Origin of the sequence: [Clostridium] saccharolyticum WM1, assembly GCF_000144625.1 — a bacterium.
Taxonomy (GTDB): domain Bacteria; phylum Bacillota; class Clostridia; order Lachnospirales; family Lachnospiraceae; genus Lacrimispora; species Lacrimispora saccharolytica.
On the sequence record NC_014376.1, the window covers coordinates 4,052,714 to 4,067,616 of the forward strand.

At 43.6% G+C, this 14,903-nt stretch carries 26 protein-coding genes; all 26 read right to left on the bottom strand.

Going from position 1 to position 14,903, the window contains the following annotated elements:
* Positions 1-4: 4 nt before the first annotated feature.
* Entirely contained in the window at positions 5-292 is a 288-nt protein-coding gene (locus tag CLOSA_RS18840) for a KOW domain-containing RNA-binding protein (protein WP_013274318.1), read from the bottom strand.
* Positions 293-302: 10 nt separating this feature from the next.
* Positions 303-1,067 (bottom strand): type I methionyl aminopeptidase, encoded by a 765-nt coding sequence (gene map, locus CLOSA_RS18845; RefSeq protein WP_013274319.1) that lies wholly within the window; start codon positions 1,065-1,067, stop codon positions 303-305.
* Between the two features lie 3 nt (positions 1,068-1,070).
* A complete protein-coding gene (locus CLOSA_RS18850) occupies positions 1,071-1,715 on the bottom strand; it encodes an adenylate kinase (RefSeq protein ID WP_013274320.1) in 645 nt (214 codons plus the stop codon).
* A gap of 84 nt (positions 1,716-1,799) precedes the next feature.
* Entirely contained in the window at positions 1,800-3,122 is a 1,323-nt protein-coding gene (gene secY / locus CLOSA_RS18855; protein ID WP_013274321.1) for a preprotein translocase subunit SecY, read from the bottom strand.
* Between the two features lies 1 nt (position 3,123).
* Complete coding sequence (gene rplO, locus CLOSA_RS18860) at positions 3,124-3,564, bottom strand: 50S ribosomal protein L15 (RefSeq protein ID WP_013274322.1); 441 nt, start codon at positions 3,562-3,564, stop codon at positions 3,124-3,126.
* Positions 3,565-3,590: 26 nt separating this feature from the next.
* Positions 3,591-3,773, bottom strand: coding sequence for a 50S ribosomal protein L30 (gene rpmD / locus CLOSA_RS18865; RefSeq protein ID WP_013274323.1), 183 nt, complete (start codon positions 3,771-3,773; stop codon positions 3,591-3,593).
* 13 nt (positions 3,774-3,786) lie between these two features.
* Positions 3,787-4,296 carry a 30S ribosomal protein S5 gene (rpsE, locus tag CLOSA_RS18870; RefSeq protein WP_013274324.1) on the bottom strand — a complete coding sequence of 170 codons (510 nt, stop codon included), beginning with the start codon at positions 4,294-4,296 and terminating at the stop codon, positions 3,787-3,789.
* Between the two features lie 20 nt (positions 4,297-4,316).
* Positions 4,317-4,685, bottom strand: coding sequence for a 50S ribosomal protein L18 (gene rplR / locus CLOSA_RS18875; RefSeq protein WP_013274325.1), 369 nt, complete (start codon positions 4,683-4,685; stop codon positions 4,317-4,319).
* Positions 4,686-4,702: 17 nt separating this feature from the next.
* Positions 4,703-5,245, bottom strand: a complete 543-nt coding sequence (gene rplF / locus CLOSA_RS18880) for a 50S ribosomal protein L6 (RefSeq protein ID WP_013274326.1) — start codon at positions 5,243-5,245, stop codon at positions 4,703-4,705.
* Positions 5,246-5,312: 67 nt separating this feature from the next.
* A complete protein-coding gene (rpsH, locus tag CLOSA_RS18885; RefSeq protein ID WP_013274327.1) occupies positions 5,313-5,714 on the bottom strand; it encodes a 30S ribosomal protein S8 in 402 nt (133 codons plus the stop codon).
* A gap of 24 nt (positions 5,715-5,738) precedes the next feature.
* A complete protein-coding gene (locus CLOSA_RS18890) occupies positions 5,739-5,924 on the bottom strand; it encodes a type Z 30S ribosomal protein S14 (protein WP_002566501.1) in 186 nt (61 codons plus the stop codon).
* 15 nt (positions 5,925-5,939) lie between these two features.
* Entirely contained in the window at positions 5,940-6,479 is a 540-nt protein-coding gene (gene rplE / locus CLOSA_RS18895; RefSeq protein WP_013274328.1) for a 50S ribosomal protein L5, read from the bottom strand.
* 21 nt (positions 6,480-6,500) lie between these two features.
* A complete protein-coding gene (gene rplX, locus CLOSA_RS18900; protein ID WP_013274329.1) occupies positions 6,501-6,806 on the bottom strand; it encodes a 50S ribosomal protein L24 in 306 nt (101 codons plus the stop codon).
* A 14-nt stretch (positions 6,807-6,820) separates the two neighbouring features.
* Positions 6,821-7,189, bottom strand: a complete 369-nt coding sequence (gene rplN / locus CLOSA_RS18905; protein WP_013274330.1) for a 50S ribosomal protein L14 — start codon at positions 7,187-7,189, stop codon at positions 6,821-6,823.
* A 26-nt stretch (positions 7,190-7,215) separates the two neighbouring features.
* Positions 7,216-7,470 (bottom strand): 30S ribosomal protein S17, encoded by a 255-nt coding sequence (rpsQ, locus tag CLOSA_RS18910; RefSeq protein WP_013274331.1) that lies wholly within the window; start codon positions 7,468-7,470, stop codon positions 7,216-7,218.
* 93 nt (positions 7,471-7,563) lie between these two features.
* Complete coding sequence (rpmC, locus tag CLOSA_RS18915) at positions 7,564-7,770, bottom strand: 50S ribosomal protein L29 (RefSeq protein WP_041709469.1); 207 nt, start codon at positions 7,768-7,770, stop codon at positions 7,564-7,566.
* 2 nt (positions 7,771-7,772) lie between these two features.
* The gene (gene rplP, locus CLOSA_RS18920) at positions 7,773-8,198 is read right to left on the bottom strand and encodes a 50S ribosomal protein L16 (protein WP_013274333.1); all 426 of its coding nucleotides are present in this window, start codon (positions 8,196-8,198) and stop codon (positions 7,773-7,775) included.
* On the bottom strand, positions 8,198-8,854 hold the full coding sequence (rpsC, locus tag CLOSA_RS18925; protein ID WP_013274334.1) for a 30S ribosomal protein S3: 657 nt from the start codon (positions 8,852-8,854) through the stop codon (positions 8,198-8,200). Before rpsC ends, rplP begins: the two co-directional genes overlap by 1 nt.
* A gap of 11 nt (positions 8,855-8,865) precedes the next feature.
* Positions 8,866-9,252 (bottom strand): 50S ribosomal protein L22, encoded by a 387-nt coding sequence (gene rplV, locus CLOSA_RS18930; RefSeq protein ID WP_013274335.1) that lies wholly within the window; start codon positions 9,250-9,252, stop codon positions 8,866-8,868.
* 71 nt (positions 9,253-9,323) lie between these two features.
* Positions 9,324-9,605: a 30S ribosomal protein S19 gene (rpsS, locus tag CLOSA_RS18935; RefSeq protein WP_013274336.1), complete on the bottom strand. Its 282-nt coding sequence runs from the start codon at positions 9,603-9,605 to the stop codon at positions 9,324-9,326.
* 19 nt (positions 9,606-9,624) lie between these two features.
* Positions 9,625-10,473: a 50S ribosomal protein L2 gene (gene rplB / locus CLOSA_RS18940; RefSeq protein ID WP_013274337.1), complete on the bottom strand. Its 849-nt coding sequence runs from the start codon at positions 10,471-10,473 to the stop codon at positions 9,625-9,627.
* A 250-nt stretch (positions 10,474-10,723) separates the two neighbouring features.
* Positions 10,724-11,023, bottom strand: a complete 300-nt coding sequence (rplW, locus tag CLOSA_RS18945) for a 50S ribosomal protein L23 (protein WP_013274338.1) — start codon at positions 11,021-11,023, stop codon at positions 10,724-10,726.
* On the bottom strand, positions 11,023-11,643 hold the full coding sequence (rplD, locus tag CLOSA_RS18950; RefSeq protein WP_013274339.1) for a 50S ribosomal protein L4: 621 nt from the start codon (positions 11,641-11,643) through the stop codon (positions 11,023-11,025). The genes rplW and rplD overlap by 1 nt, the downstream gene beginning before the upstream one ends.
* Positions 11,644-11,672: 29 nt before the next feature.
* A complete protein-coding gene (gene rplC / locus CLOSA_RS18955) occupies positions 11,673-12,308 on the bottom strand; it encodes a 50S ribosomal protein L3 (protein WP_013274340.1) in 636 nt (211 codons plus the stop codon).
* 270 nt (positions 12,309-12,578) lie between these two features.
* Positions 12,579-12,896 (bottom strand): 30S ribosomal protein S10, encoded by a 318-nt coding sequence (gene rpsJ / locus CLOSA_RS18960; RefSeq protein ID WP_013274341.1) that lies wholly within the window; start codon positions 12,894-12,896, stop codon positions 12,579-12,581.
* Between the two features lie 326 nt (positions 12,897-13,222).
* Complete coding sequence (locus CLOSA_RS18965; protein WP_013274342.1) at positions 13,223-14,575, bottom strand: cell wall-binding protein; 1,353 nt, start codon at positions 14,573-14,575, stop codon at positions 13,223-13,225.
* Positions 14,576-14,903 lie beyond the last annotated feature (328 nt).

Consider the following 14,903-nt stretch of genomic DNA (forward strand, 5'->3'; position numbering starts at 1 on the left):
AAGCTTACCTCCTAACAACCTGTTCTTCTCTTTTGAACCATCTGATGAAATGTTTGATTTCTTCATCGGTGACTGATTTATTTTCCCTGATTTTCACTCCAGGGGAATGTTTCTCCCATAAAAGGGGTTCCACATGCTTCTTCTTTTTCTTCTTCGGGCAGTCAAGACGTCTGTATTTTCCGTCCACCAGATAAATATATTCCCCTTCCTCCCGTATTATGAAGAAATAACCGCCTTTATCGTGTCCTGCCACAGACTTTACAAATGCCCCGGTACCTAAACCTAACGTCATAGGCACTTCCTCAGCAGACATGGGAAACCAGAGAAAGGATCTCCGGCTCCCCCTCCGTGATCAATACGGTATTTTCGTAATGGGCGGAAAGGTTTCCATCCTCTGTTACCACGGTCCAATCATCATCAAGCCATGCCACCTCTGGCGTCCCCCCATTGATCATAGGTTCGATGGCCAGGGTCATTCCCGGCTTTAATTTGATTCCCCGTCTCTTCCGTGCAAAATTAGGCACCTCAGGCTCCTCATGGAGATGAGAGCCGATTCCATGACCTACCAGATCCCGTACAACTCCAAACCCAAATTGTTCCGCATATTTCTGGATTGCAGAAGATATATCATTCAGATGATTGCCAGATTTTGCAAATTTAATCCCTTCAAAGAAACATTGTCTTGTCACTTCTATGAGCTGCCCTGCGAAAGGAGTGATCTCCCCGATCCCGTAAGTCCTTGCCGCATCGGAATGGTATCCTTTGTAAATAACCCCGGCATCCAGACTTACGATATCGCCATCCATGAGAACCCGCTTCTTGCTTGGAATCCCATGGACCACTTCATCATTAACGGAGACACAGATGGAGGCAGGATAACCGTTATAATGAAGGAAAGAGGGCGTACAGCCGTAGCTCCTTATGATTTCTTCTCCCAGATGATCGATATCCCAGGTTGTCATTCCCGGTTTCAAGGCTTTTGAAAGTTCTTCGTGTGTTTTACAAAGAATCTTTCCAGCCTCTCTCATAAGTTCTATCTCTCTTGCAGATTTAATCGTAACTGACATAAACTATGCTCCTAAAAGGTCAGCGATGTCCGAGAACACCTTATTTAATTCCTGTGTTCCATCGATATTCACAAGCACACCTGCTTCCTTATAATAATCGATCAGAGGCTTTGTCTGATCATGGTATACCGACAAACGCTTTTTAACGGTTTCCGGCTTATCATCATTCCGCAGGACTAGGCCTGCCCCGCATACGTCACATACATCGGGAACTCTGCTTGGATTATACACAATGTGGTATGTAGCCCCGCAGGCAATACAGGCACGGCGGCCCGCCATTCTGTCTATAATCTTCTCATCCGGCACATCCACATTAATCGCAAAGTCAATCTTCTGTTCCATCTCAGAAAGGGCCTTTTTAAGGCTTTCCGCCTGAGGAATAGTCCTTGGGAAACCATCCAGTACGTATCCCTTTGCACAGTCACCTTTCCGGATACGGTCCATGAGCATTCCAATGGTCAGTTCATCGGGCACAAGTGCACCCTGATCCATGTATTCCTTTGCCTTCCTGCCTAACTCTGTTCCCTCTTTTATATTGGAGCGGAAAATATCTCCGGTAGAAATATGGGGAATCTGATACTTTTCAGCAATCTTTTTTGCCTGGGTGCCTTTTCCGGCACCAGGAGCACCTAACATGATAATTCTCATAGACAGTCCCTCCCTCTAAACATAAGGTTAAATAACACAAATTCCAAGAAAAACACGCCGCGCGTGTTTCTCTTGGTTTGTCCTCTAATCGTTTAAAAAGCCTTTATAATAACGCACAAGCATCTGAGATTCAATCGCTTTTAATGTCTCTAAGACTACGCTGACGATGATGATCAAGGATGTTCCTCCAAAGGATAAATGGCTTACACTGAATAGACCAGAGACCATGATCGGAATGATACAAATAATCGTCAAGCCGCATGCGCCTATAAACACGATATAATTTAAAATTGAATTAAGATAATCGCTGGTGGGTTTACCTGGACGGATACCAGGGATAAAACCGCCCGACTTCTTCATGTTATTCGCAACTTCAAGCGGGTTAAAGGTAATTGATGTATAGAAATAAGCGAACACGATGATAAGAGCCACGTAGACCAGCAGACCAATGGAGTACACCGGCCTTTCCGGCTTGAACCAGCTGGAAGAATTCAACGCCATTAAAATGTGGCCTCCAATGCTGTTGTAGTTGATTTTAGCCCCAAAGAACTGGGAGATCACCACTGGGAACGACATAATGGAGGAAGCGAAGATTACCGGGATAACGCCGGCTGTATTCACCTTTAACGGGATATTGGAGGCTTGGCCGCCGACCATCTTCCGTCCCTGCATCTTTTTGGAATACTGTACGGGAATTCTTCTTTCGCCATCCTGAAGAATGATGACAAATACTACAATTGCTATGATAACAGCAAGAATGATAATGGCTGCTACGGCTGCTACGGCAACCGATTTTCCAGACATAAATCTGGTATATAGGGTTGACGCATCAGACGGGAAGCTGGAAATGATGTTAAATGACAGGACCATGGAAATACCATTGCCCACGCCCTTTTCCGTAATCCGCTCACCGATCCACATCAGAAGAGCACTACCTGCCGTCATCGTTGCAACTGCAATAATAACGCTCATAGCATTAAATTCTTTTAACAGACCTTGGCCGCCGAATCCGACCGCCATGGCGACGGATTCGATTAAAGCCAGACCAACTGTTACGTAACGGGTGTATTCTGCAATCTTTTTTCTTCCATCTTCTCCATCCCGCTGCATTTCCTCAAGCTTTGGAATCGCAATGGTTAAAAGCTGCATGATGATGGAAGATGTGATGTAAGGGGTAATGCTCAGGGCGAACACGGACATGTTGGTAAAGGAGCTGCCTGTCATGGCGTTGAAAAATCCAAACGCATCGTTGTTCTGCTGAGCAAAAAAATCTTTAAAAAAGCTTGTTTCAACTCCTGGAATCGGCAGCTGTGAGCCGATTCTGGTAACCACCAGCATCAGGAACGTAAAGATAAGTTTCTTTCTTAAGTCCTTGATCTTGAATGCATTACGGAGTGTTTTTAACATATTAGATCACCTCGCAGGTTCCACCTAAAGCCTCGATTTTGGTTTTTGCGCCTTCGCTGAAAGCATCTACCTTTACTGTAAGCTTTTTGGTTAATTCTCCATTTCCAAGGATCTTAACACCGTCACGCGGATTTTTAACAATGCCGCTCTCTAATAAAGTCTCAACAGTAACAACTGTACCGTTATCAAAGCACTCCAAAGCATTTACATTGATACCGATAATTGTTTTAGTATTTCTATTGGTAAAGCCCCTCTTAGGAATACGTCTGTATAAAGGCATCTGACCACCTTCAAAACCTGGTCTGGTTGCACCGGAACGTGCCTTCTGTCCCTTATGACCCTTACCTGCTGTCTTACCGTTACCTGAACCATGACCGCGGCCTCTTCTGAAGTTGTCGCTGTGTTTGGAACCTAACGCAGGCTGTAAATTTGATAAATCCATCGCTTGCACCTCCTTACTGTATTCTCTTAAATCTCTTCAACTTTTACTAAATGACGCACGTTGGCAATCATGCCTCTGACTGCGCCATTATCCGGCATTTCAACTGTCTTATGAAGCTTCTTTAAGCCTAATGCTTCAACGGTTGCTTTATGCTTCGGAACTGCGCCGATCGGGGATTTCACCAATGTGATTTTTAATTTATCTGCCATTTTCCTATCCTCCTTAGCCTAAAATCTCTTCTACAGATTTGCCGCGAAGCTTTGCAACTTCCTCAGGAGTTTTTAACCGGGTTAATCCCTCGATCGTAGCCAACACTACATTGGTCTTATTATTGGAACCTAAGGACTTAGAATGAATATTCTTAATACCTGCAAGCTCTAAAACCGCACGTGCAGGGCCTCCTGCGATAACTCCTGTACCTTCGTTCGCTCTCTTAAGAAGTACAGATGCACTACCGAATTTGCCGATCAGGTCATGGGGAATACTGTTGTTCTCATCAACGGGAACTGCAACCATGTTCTTAACGGCAGCCTCTTTTCCTTTACGGATTGCTTCTGGAACTTCACCGGCTTTGCCAAGACCAGCACCTACGTGGCCATTGCCATCACCTACGACTACTAAAGCAGAGAATCTCATGGTACGTCCACCTTTAACGGTTTTAGATACACGCTTGATAGCAACTACTCTGTCGTTTAATTCTAACTGACTTGCATCAAAAATTGTACGTTTCACGCTGTCATTCTCCTCTCTACTTAGAATTCCAGACCAGCTTCTCTGGCTGCGTCTGCTAATGCCTGAATCTTACCCTGATATATAAATCCGCCTCTGTCAAAGACAACTTCCTTAATCCCTTTTTCAAGAGCTCTCTTTGCAACTACGGTACCTACATATGCTGCAGCATCAACGTCGTTAGTTTTCTCTAATTCTGCCTTTACTTCTTTTTCTACTGTAGAAGCAGCGACTAAAGTCTTACCAACTGTATCGTCAATAATTTGAGCATACATATGATTATTGCTTCTAAACACAGCTAAACGCGGTCTTTCTGCAGTGCCTGCAAAACGGTTACGTAATCTGTTGTGTTTTTTAACGCGAACTTCGCTTCTTGACTGTTTGCTAACCATCTTTACACTCTCCTTAATTATTTCTTACCAGTCTTACCAACTTTACGTCTGATCACTTCGTCAGCATACTTGATACCCTTGCCCTTATACGGTTCAGGTCTTCTCTTATCTCTGATTTCAGCAGCGTACTGGCCAACTTTTTCTTTATCGATACCTTTAATAATGATGACGTTCTGTCCTTCCATGGTAGATTCGATGCCTTCCGGATCTTCCATCTCTACCGGGTGGGAGTAACCAAGAGAAAGAACCAGTTTCTTGCCCTGCTTCTGTGCTCTGTAACCAACACCATTAATTTCCAGCTTTTTCTCATAACCATTGGTAACACCAACGATCATGTTGTTCACTAATGTTCTTGTCAGACCGTGTAAGGATTTCATCTTCTTTAAATCATTCGGTCTTGTAACAACGATATGACCATCTTCTTCTTTGATTGTCATCTCAGATGGCAATACTCTTTCAAGAGTTCCCTTAGGACCTTTTACAGTCACTTTATTATTTTCTGCGATTGCAACAGTTACGCCTGCCGGAACCGCGATAGGCATTCTTCCTATACGTGACATGCCGTTTACCTCCTTAAATTTTCGGAAAGAACTTTGCGCTCCTTCTGTTTTCAGATGCTTCTGTTAATTACCAAACAAATGCCAGTACTTCTCCGCCGATGTTTAAGGAACGTGCTTCCTTATCGGTAATAACGCCCTGGTTCGTGGAGATGATGGCTGTTCCTAAACCGCCAAGTACTCTGGGTAACTCTTCCTTGTTTGCGTATACACGTAAACCAGGCTTGGAAATTCTCTTAATACCTGTAATGATTTTCTCATTTTTATCTTTACCGTATTTTAAGGTGATCCTGATGGTCTGGAATGCACCGTCTTCTACGACATCATATTTCTTAATGTAGCCCTCTTTTACAAGGATATCAGCAATAGCTAATTTCATCTTAGATGAAGGTACATCTACTGTATCATGTTTTGCAGTATTTGCATTACGGATTCTTGTAAGCATATCTGCGATTGGATCGCTCATAGTCATTTTGAAATTGCCTCCTTCCTTATTTTACCAGCTTGCTTTTTTAACGCCTGGGATCTGGCCCTTGTATGCTAATTCACGGAAGCAGATTCTGCAGATTCCGTATTTTCTTAAATAAGCATGTGGACGACCGCAGATTCTGCAACGATTGTATTCTCTTGTGGAGAACTTAGCAGGTCTCTGCTGTTTGATCTTCATTGAAGTCTTAGCCATGGATTCTTCCTCCTACTATTTTGCAAATGGCATATTGAATAATGTCAAAAGTTCACGGGCTTCTTCGTCTGTCTTAGCGGTAGTAACGAAAATAACGTCCATACCTCTTACCTTGTCAACTTTATCGTACTCAATTTCAGGGAAAATAAGCTGTTCCTTGATGCCAAGAGCATAGTTTCCTCTGCCGTCAAATGCGTTAGGATTCACACCTCTGAAGTCACGTACACGAGGAAGTGCAAGGTTGATCAGACGATCAGCAAATTCATACATTCTCTTGCCGCGTAAAGTTACTTTACAGCCGATTGGCATACCTTCTCTGATTTTGAAGTTAGCAACTGATTTTTTAGCTTTTGTCAAGACTGCCTTCTGTCCGGAGATGATCTCTAAATCTCTTACTGCAGAGTCTAAAATCTTGGCATTTTCCTTTGCTTCACCAATACCCATATTGATGACGATCTTATCTAATTTCGGCACTTCCATGATGTTCTTATATCCAAATTTCTTGATCATAGCTTCTACGATCTCTGTCTGGTACATCTCTTTTAATCTAGCCAATTTTTATTCCTCCTCTCCGAATTAGTCAATTACTTTACCGGTTGTTTTTGCAACACGGACTTTTTTGCCGTCTTTTACTTCAAAACCAACTCTGGTCACTTTTCCGTCAACAACAAGCATTACGTTGGAGATATCAAGTGCGGCTTCCTTCTGTACGATACCACCCTGTGGATTTCCAGGGCCTGGCTTTACATGCTTGGTGATCATGTTGATGCCTTCCACTACCACTTTGTTATTCTTCGTATCCACGAGAAGAACTTTGCCCTGTTTGTCTTTATCTTTTCCTGCGATAACCTTTACCAGGTCGTCTCTTTTAATTTTATGCACAGTCCGACACCTCCTTATAATACTTCCGGAGCTAAGGAAACAATCTTCATGAACTGTTTCTCTCTTAACTCTCTGGCAACCGGTCCAAAGATACGAGTTCCTTTTGGAGTCTTGTCATCTTTGATAATTACGGCAGCATTCTCATCGAACTTGATATAGGAACCGTCTTTGCGGCGTGCGCCCTTAACGGAACGTACGACAACGGCCTTTACAACGTCGCCTTTCTTCACAACACCGCCAGGTGTTGCATCTTTTACGCTGGCAACGATAACATCACCAATATTAGCATATCTTCTTGTAGATCCGCCCATTACACGGATGCACAGTAATTCTTTTGCACCAGTATTGTCGGCAACCTTTAATCTGGTTTCCTGCTGAATCATGCCTGTTACTCCTTCCTGGAAATAAATTATTTCGCTCTTTCGAGAATTTCAACAAGTCTCCATCTCTTGTCTTTGGACAGCGGTCTTGTTTCCATAACTTTTACGGTATCGCCCATGTTGCAGTCGTTGTTCTCGTCATGAGCTTTTAATTTATACGTTCTTTTTACGATCTTGCCGTATAAAGGATGTTCTACATGGTCTTCAATCGCTACAACGATGGTCTTATCCATCTTGCTGCTTACAACCTTACCAGTACGGGTTTTTCTAAGATTTCTTTCCACGTTCGGTATTCTCCTTTCGAGTTTTGGCCCTGCCGGCCTAATCTATAAGTTTACACACACTCGTGTGTGTCATGCTTTTTAAAAAACCACAACTTAAGCTAATTTAGCCTTCTCAGTGATAACAGTCTGAATTCTGGCAATGTTCTTACGAACCTCTTTGATCCTGCTTGTGTTGTCAAGCTGGTTGGTTGCGTTCTGGAATCTTAAGTTGAAAAGTTCTTTCTTCGCAGCTACTAATTCTTCATTCAGTTCTGCAGCTGATTTTCCTTTTAATTCTTCCACATACTTATTAATTTTCACTGTCATTCACCGCCTTCTAAATCTGCTTTAGCAGCAATCTTACACTTGCACGGTAACTTATGCATAGCAAGACGTAAAGCTTCACGTGCTGTTTCTTCAGGTACTCCAGCGATTTCGAATAATACACGGCCTGGTTTTACTACTGCTACCCAGTATTCCAGAGCGCCCTTACCGGAACCCATACGGGTTTCTGCTGGCTTTGCTGTGACAGGTTTATCCGGGAAAATCTTGATCCAGACTTTACCGCCACGCTTAATATAACGGGTCATGGCAACACGGGCTGCCTCAATCTGGTTCGATTTGATCCAGCATGGCTCCGTAGCGACTAAACCGAACTCACCGTTGCTGATTACGTTGCCTCTTAAAGCTTTACCAGCCATGGATCCACGGAACTGTTTACGACGTTTCACTCTTTTAGGCATTAACATTATTTATCGCTCCCTTCCTTGTTTCCTTTAGTTGGAAGTATTTCGCCATTGTAAATCCATACCTTAACACCGATCTTACCAAAGGTTGTATCTGCTTCAGCGAAACCATAGTCAATATCTGCTCTGAGTGTCTGTAACGGAATGGTTCCTTCGCTGTAGAACTCGGTACGAGCCATATCAGCACCGCCAAGACGTCCTGCAACTGCAGTCTTAATGCCCTTTACGCCAGCCTTCATGGAACGGCCCATGGTGGACTTCATCGCCCGGCGGAAGGATACACGGTTCTCTAACTGCTGTGCAATGGATTCAGCTACTAACTGAGCGTCTCTATCAGGTCTTTTGATTTCCTTGATGTCAACAAATAACTTTTTATCTGTAAGCTTCTGAACTTCAACTTTTAATTTTTCAATCTCAGATCCGCCCTTACCGATCACTACACCCGGCTTTGCGGTATGAATTGTAACCTTCACGCGGTCAGATGCTCTCTCAATCTCGATATCAGAAATGCCGGCACTGTATAATCTCTTCTTAAGAAATTTTCTGATCGCATAATCTTCTACCAGGTTATCTGCGAAATCAGCTTCAGCATACCATTTTGAGTTCCAGTCTTTAATAACACCGACTCTTAAGCCGTGTGGATTAACTTTCTGTCCCATTATTTGCCTCCTTATCTTTCATTAAGCACGATGGTGATGTGGCTCATTCTCTTTTCGATCCTGTAAGCGCGGCCCTGTGCTCTCGGTTTTACTCTTTTCATTGTCGGTCCCTTGTTTGCAAAGCATTCCTCTACGTAAAGTTTTGCAGGGTCCATACCGTTGTTATTCTCAGCGTTAGCAACTGCTGATTTTAATAACTTCTCTATTAAAGAAGAAGCATATCTGGGATTGTAAGTCACAATACCAAGTGCTGTCATAACGTCCTTGCCTCTGATGGCGTCTAATACGAAGCATGCTTTCTGAACAGAAACCCTAGCATAGGATAACTTTGCGGATGGTCTGGTGTCCTTCACAGCATTTCTTTCTCTCTTAATCTGGCTTCTATGTCCCTTAGCCATTGGTGAATCCTCCTTTCAACTTTAACGCCCCCGGGAATCCGCATGAATGCCCAAAGGTGTTTGTTTCTATATTACTTACGGCCTGATTTTTTCTCGTCCTTACCATGTCCTCTGTAAGTTCTTGTAGCAACGAATTCACCCAGCTTATGTCCAACCATATCCTCTGTAACATATACCGGAACGTGCTTTCTGCCATCATGAACTGCAATTGTATGTCCAACCATCTGCGGGAAGATTGTAGAACGGCGGGACCAGGTCTTAATTACCTGCTTCTGTCCTGCTGCGTTCATAACATCTACTTTTTTCAGTAAATGAGCATCTGCAAATGGTCCTTTTTTAAGTGAGCGAGCCATAGGTTCTAACCTCCTTCAATTATTTAACGGTCTTTCCATCTCTTCTTCTAACGATCAGTCTGTTAGAGTGCTTGTTTTTCTTTCTGGTCTTTAAGCCGAGCGCTGGTTTGCCCCATGGTGTGCTTGGGCCTGGGCGTCCGATACCGGTCTTGCCTTCACCACCGCCGTGAGGATGGTCATTGGGGTTCATAACGGAACCGCGTACGGTTGGACGGAAGCCCATGTGACGCTTTCTACCAGCTTTACCGATATTGATCAGGTTATGATCGCCGTTGCCTACAACACCCATGGTTGCTCTGCAGTTGATCGGAACCATTCTCATCTCTCCGGAAGGTAAACGAAGGGTTGCATATTTGCCTTCTTTCGCCATTAACTGAGCAGCATTTCCTGCGGAACGAACCAACTGTCCGCCTTTTCCAGGATAAAGCTCAATGTTGTGAACCTGAGCACCAACCGGGATCTGGCTTAATGGCAAACAGTTGCCGACTTTTGCTTCTGCTGTTTCACCGCTCATAACCTTCATGCCGTCTGTTAATCCAGCCGGAGCAAGGATATAAGCCTTTGTACCGTCTTCATAGCAGATCAGTGCGATGTTGGCAGTTCTGTTAGGATCGTATTCGATACCGATAACAGTAGCTGCAATTCCGTCTTTGCTGTTTCTCTTAAAGTCAATGATTCTATATTTTCTTTTAACGCCGCCTCCGCGATGTCTTACCGTAATCTTACCCTGGTTATTGCGGCCGGCTGTCTTATTGATCGTTTTGCTGATTAAGGACTTCTCAGGAGTTGACTTTGTGATTTCGCTGAAATCAGAACCGGTCATGTGTCTTCTGGAAGGGGTATATGGGTTATACTTTTTAATTCCCATGATGTTTCTCCTTTCTTCTTTATTGCCCACGTTCTTTGGGCACGAAGGGATACCCGGAGGGTATTTCTTCTGGGCATAAAGGTATGCCGCCGGCGTTCCTCTTTATTGTCCATGGTTTTTGGAAACAAAGATGTTCTAGAACTTCAACGCCGCCTGGCGTATCTCAATTATCGTGATATAATGTTCATCACATAGAAAACTGAAAACCGTTTACGCCGGGTTTCAATGATTTGAACCTAGCGTTCCGATCTTACAGTCCTTCGAAGATTTCGATGTCTTTGCTGTCAGCCGTCAGCTGAACGATTGCTTTCTTTGTCTTAGCGGTCTTCCCAAAAGTCATTCCTCTTCTTTTGGTCTTTCCGTCTAAGTTCATAGTGTTCACACTGGCAACCTTTGTACCTGGGAACATCTTTTCAACAGCTTCTTTGATCATAGCCTTGTTCGCATCTGTGTGTACGATAAACGTATACTTCTTGGACGCCATAGCGTTCATGCTTTTCTCAGTTACTACAGGCTTCTGGATTACGTCGTAATACTTAATATCTGCCATTATGCGTACACCTCCTCGATTGCTGCAACAGCAGTCTTGGTAGCAACAACTGTGCTGTACTTTAAGATATCGTACACGTTGATGGTGTTAGCAAAAGCAGTCTTAACAGCAGCGATATTTCTTGCGCTCATTACTGCATTGGTGCTGTCCTCACCCATAACAACGAGTGCCTTGGATACCTTTAAGTTATTTAATACAGTCTGGAACTTCTTTGTCTTGATTTCATCAAACTTTAACTCATCAACAACGATGAATTTGTTCTCATTCACTCTGCTGGTCAGAGCAGACTTAAGAGCAAGTCTTCTTTCCTTCTTGTTGAGTCTGATTGTATAATCTCTTGGTGTGGGAGCGAAAACAACTCCACCGCCTGTCCACTGGGGAGATCTTGTTGAACCCTGTCTTGCGTGACCGGTTCCTTTCTGCTTCCACGGTTTTCTTCCGCCGCCAGATACTTCTGCACGAGTCTTTGCTTTCTGTGTGCCCTGGCGCTTATTTGCAAGCTGGCTTACGACTGCCATGTGTACGAGATGCTCATTAACATCTACACCAAACACTGCATCGTTTAACTCTAATGTGCCAACTTCTTTACCTTCCATATTGTAAACAGATACGTTTGCCATCTGTGTGATCCTCCTTTCTTATAAAAGCATTAGTTCGATGCTTTTACTGTTTCCTTGATTGTTACTAAAGACTTCTTAGGTCCTGGTACAGCACCCTTAACCAGAATCAGGTTGTTTTCTGCATCAACCCTAACGATTTCAAGGTTCTGGATTGTTACCTTCTTATTACCCATCTGGCCAGGCATTTTTTTGCCCTTGAATACCTTGCTCGGATCAGAACATGCACCGTTGGAGCCTGCATGACGATGGAACTTGGAACCGTGAGCCATAGGTCCTCTGGACTGTCCGTGTCTCTTAATAGCACCCTGGAAACCTTTCCCTTTGGAGATTGCGGTAGCGTCGATCTTATCACCTGCTGCAAAGATCTCTGCCTTGATTTCATCTTTAACAGAATACTGGTCAGCATTCTCAAGCTTAAACTCTCTTACATATCTCTTGTAAGATACTCCGGCCTTATCAAAATGGCCCTTAATTGGCTTGCTGACAAGCTTTTCTCTCTTATCAACATAACCAACCTGTACTGCACTGTAACCATCGTTCTCTACGGTCTTAACCTGTGTTACGACACAAGGACCAGCCTGAAGAACCGTTACTGGAGTTAATACTCCGTTTTCATTGAAGATCTGTGTCATTCCGACTTTGGTAGCTAAAATACCCTTCTTCATGTTTATACCTCCTGTTTGTTAATTCTACAGCGGATTGCTTTCGCAATCATCCTAGAACAGTCCAATATACGTGGAACACTATGACTCCGCCCGGCAGTATCATGATTGTAATCCAACCAAGGCCACCATTCGCCGCTCGCTGAAAGTGGTAACACTTTCTGCTCGCTTTCGCATGCAGAGATGTTGATTCCTTACAGGAAACGTGTTGCTTCTATATTAAAACCCTTCAGGACATGCATGGAACATTTTCCATAATGCTTCTGATGAAGATTATTTATTCTTCATCTTGATATCGATGTACACACCTGCCGGCATTTCCAGTCTGGATAATGCATCAACAGTTTTCTGGCTTGGTGTAATGATATCAATGAGTCTCTTATGCGTTCTCTGCTCGAACTGCTCTCTGGAATCTTTGTACTTGTGAACCGCCCTTAAGATGGTTACCACTTCCTTCTTGGTTGGTAACGGCACCGGTCCGCTCACTTTTGATCCTGTCTTTTTTACAGTGTCGATGATTTTGCCTGCAGACTGATCAACCAACTGATGATCATACGCTTTTAATGTGATTCTCATTACTTGACTTGCCATAAAAAAAGTCGCCTCCTTTTCGCACTTAGTAGAAGTACGACAAGCGGTGACTGTACACGTTCCCGTGTGTGTCCTTCAGGATCACACACTGACTTTCTGCTTATATAAACAGAATTTTAAATTGTACAGTGACTTGTCGCCAGTTTCCTAACTTGACATTCGCTCCACGGAAAACCTGCTTATACAAGCAGCAACCTCACGCTTCACAGCTATCATGCCACAGCCTTTGTATGATAGCATATTTTTTTTTACATTGCAAGCATTTTTTTGAAAAAAATGGCGCAAAATCTGATTTTCCCAGTTTTTGCGCCATAGATCGTAATTCCTTAGTCCCAGGTCGGTTCCGTAGGAGCTCTGCCTTCTCCGCTTGGAGTTTCATCATCTACTTTTAATAAGTTTCCGTTGCTTCCGGTTTTATATTTGACTCCCTCGGAGTTTTTTACCGTTGTACTTTTTGCCACCTTTCCGGAAGTGTTAACCACATAGGTGGTTTTGGTGCTTCCCGTAGGAATGGCAATGGCTTCATACTTGGTTCCTTCATCTGCGCACTGAAGTTTGCCCATATAATATAAGGAACCATCCTTGACTCCTGTATAGCCGCGTCCGCTGTCACTGAAATAATAGGTCGCTTCGCTGCCGTCTCCTTCGATCACCCTTACTTTGCCCTTCTGCATGGTGCTGGTCTTCTTATCGCCGAAATAGAAGGCCGTATACTCTGATGTACTGCCAATCATCACCTTCTGCAATCCATATACCGGGTTCCCCAGATTATTAAACAAATAGGTTTTATCGTTTAATTTGATTATATTCTGGGTGCTGGCCTCTCCCTCCTTCGGTCCGGTCTTGGGTACCCCGGAATTGGAGAAATAAAACCATTCTACGCTTTCCTCATATCCGGATAAATCCTGAGGAGGCTCCACAGAATACCAGCCCACTCTCAGCTTTCCATTGCTGTCATAATATTTATAATTTTGAATATCATACTCGGCATTTTCGATTCCCACGTTCTTCCAGCCGGTCTGAAGGGCTCCGTCTGAATCAAAGCAGTAAGATACTCCGTCTATCTTATAGGTGGCATAATCGCCGGAAACATCCTTTGGTACATACTTTTTGCCGCTGTCGTTAAAATAATACCAGTATTTACCGTCATCATTATCTCCTGGAGTAACACGGTCTCCGTTGTTATCGCTGTCAGGAGGAAAAAGCTTCTGCCAGCCAGTGCGCATAGCTCCGTCTGTTCCGCAATAATAAATATTATCAAGGACCCAGCCGGTCTGCATCTCACCATTGGAATCAAAGTAATACCACTTATTATTGATCTTGGACCAGTTGTCCATAATGGCTTTTCCGCTGCTGCCGAAATAATACCATTTGTACTGGGAGCTGCCGGAATCCTGGAACTTCATCCACTTATCCGTCACCAATATACCGTTGGAATCCATGTAGTAGGTATTTTCCACCCAGGTATTTACAGCCATATCCCCGTTGCTGTTTAAATAACGCCATAGGTTGTCCGCACCCTTTTTCCAGGTGTTTGTCACCTTATTTCCGCTTGAATCATAATAAACCCAGGCGCTTCCCGACTGAGCCCAGCCTTCCGCTGCCCAGGCATCCACAGATGAAGCACCAATTGCCAGCATGGCGGTAACAGCCAGCATAATGAGACCTTTTCTTTTCATTTTCTCACTCCTTACATGGATTTCCTTTTTTACTTATATTTATTTTAACAATTAATCTTAGATTATTCAACTGTTTTAATCTTTCAATTCTATTACGAAATTATTGCCCTGCCGTTTCTGTGTCCCTTTCTTTCTATCCTGTACTTGTCCAAAGCTCCTTCCCAAAAAATCATTGCATGTGGCGGTCAGATCAAAAACCGCGTTTTTCCATATTCCTGCTTAGATTTCTTCTGATGATAACGGATATTATTCATCCTTTGCTTAGGAACTTGGGTTAAGGGACAAAAACATGGCGGGTCCATGTAAACCAGGACCCGCCTGAAGCTTT

Bases quoted from the DNA above. Each gene is read 5' to 3' on its own strand.
- rplD (WP_013274339.1), bottom strand. From the start codon at position 11,643: ATGGCAAACGTATCTGTTTACAATATGGAAGGTAAAGAAGTTGGCACA.
- rplC (WP_013274340.1), bottom strand. From the start codon at position 12,308: ATGAAGAAGGGTATTTTAGCTACCAAAGTCGGAATGACACAGATCTTC.
- rplO (WP_013274322.1), bottom strand. From the start codon at position 3,564: ATGGATTTATCAAATTTACAGCCTGCGTTAGGTTCCAAACACAGCGAC.
- CLOSA_RS18890 (WP_002566501.1), bottom strand. From the start codon at position 5,924: ATGGCTAAGACTTCAATGAAGATCAAACAGCAGAGACCTGCTAAGTTC.
- CLOSA_RS18850 (WP_013274320.1), bottom strand. From the start codon at position 1,715: ATGAGAATTATCATGTTAGGTGCTCCTGGTGCCGGAAAAGGCACCCAG.
- secY (WP_013274321.1), bottom strand. From the start codon at position 3,122: ATGTTAAAAACACTCCGTAATGCATTCAAGATCAAGGACTTAAGAAAG.
- rplF (WP_013274326.1), bottom strand. From the start codon at position 5,245: ATGTCACGTATAGGAAGAATGCCTATCGCGGTTCCGGCAGGCGTAACT.
- rplR (WP_013274325.1), bottom strand. From the start codon at position 4,685: ATGGTTAGCAAACAGTCAAGAAGCGAAGTTCGCGTTAAAAAACACAAC.
- rpsS (WP_013274336.1), bottom strand. From the start codon at position 9,605: ATGGCTCGCTCACTTAAAAAAGGACCATTTGCAGATGCTCATTTACTG.
- rplN (WP_013274330.1), bottom strand. From the start codon at position 7,189: ATGATTCAGCAGGAAACCAGATTAAAGGTTGCCGACAATACTGGTGCA.
- CLOSA_RS18840 (WP_013274318.1), bottom strand. From the start codon at position 292: ATGACGTTAGGTTTAGGTACCGGGGCATTTGTAAAGTCTGTGGCAGGA.
- rpsJ (WP_013274341.1), bottom strand. From the start codon at position 12,896: ATGGCAAGTCAAGTAATGAGAATCACATTAAAAGCGTATGATCATCAG.
- CLOSA_RS18965 (WP_013274342.1), bottom strand. From the start codon at position 14,575: ATGAAAAGAAAAGGTCTCATTATGCTGGCTGTTACCGCCATGCTGGCA.
- map (WP_013274319.1), bottom strand. From the start codon at position 1,067: ATGTCAGTTACGATTAAATCTGCAAGAGAGATAGAACTTATGAGAGAG.
- rpsH (WP_013274327.1), bottom strand. From the start codon at position 5,714: ATGACTATGAGCGATCCAATCGCAGATATGCTTACAAGAATCCGTAAT.
- rplP (WP_013274333.1), bottom strand. From the start codon at position 8,198: ATGTTAATGCCTAAAAGAGTGAAACGTCGTAAACAGTTCCGTGGATCC.
- rpmD (WP_013274323.1), bottom strand. From the start codon at position 3,773: ATGGCAGATAAATTAAAAATCACATTGGTGAAATCCCCGATCGGCGCA.
- rplV (WP_013274335.1), bottom strand. From the start codon at position 9,252: ATGGCTAAGGGACATAGAAGCCAGATTAAGAGAGAAAGAAATGCTGTG.
- rpsC (WP_013274334.1), bottom strand. From the start codon at position 8,854: ATGGGACAGAAAGTTAATCCACACGGCTTAAGAGTCGGTGTTATTAAA.
- rplB (WP_013274337.1), bottom strand. From the start codon at position 10,473: ATGGGAATTAAAAAGTATAACCCATATACCCCTTCCAGAAGACACATG.
- rplW (WP_013274338.1), bottom strand. From the start codon at position 11,023: ATGGCAGATATTAAGTATTACGACGTAATCCAGAAGCCTGTAGTAACT.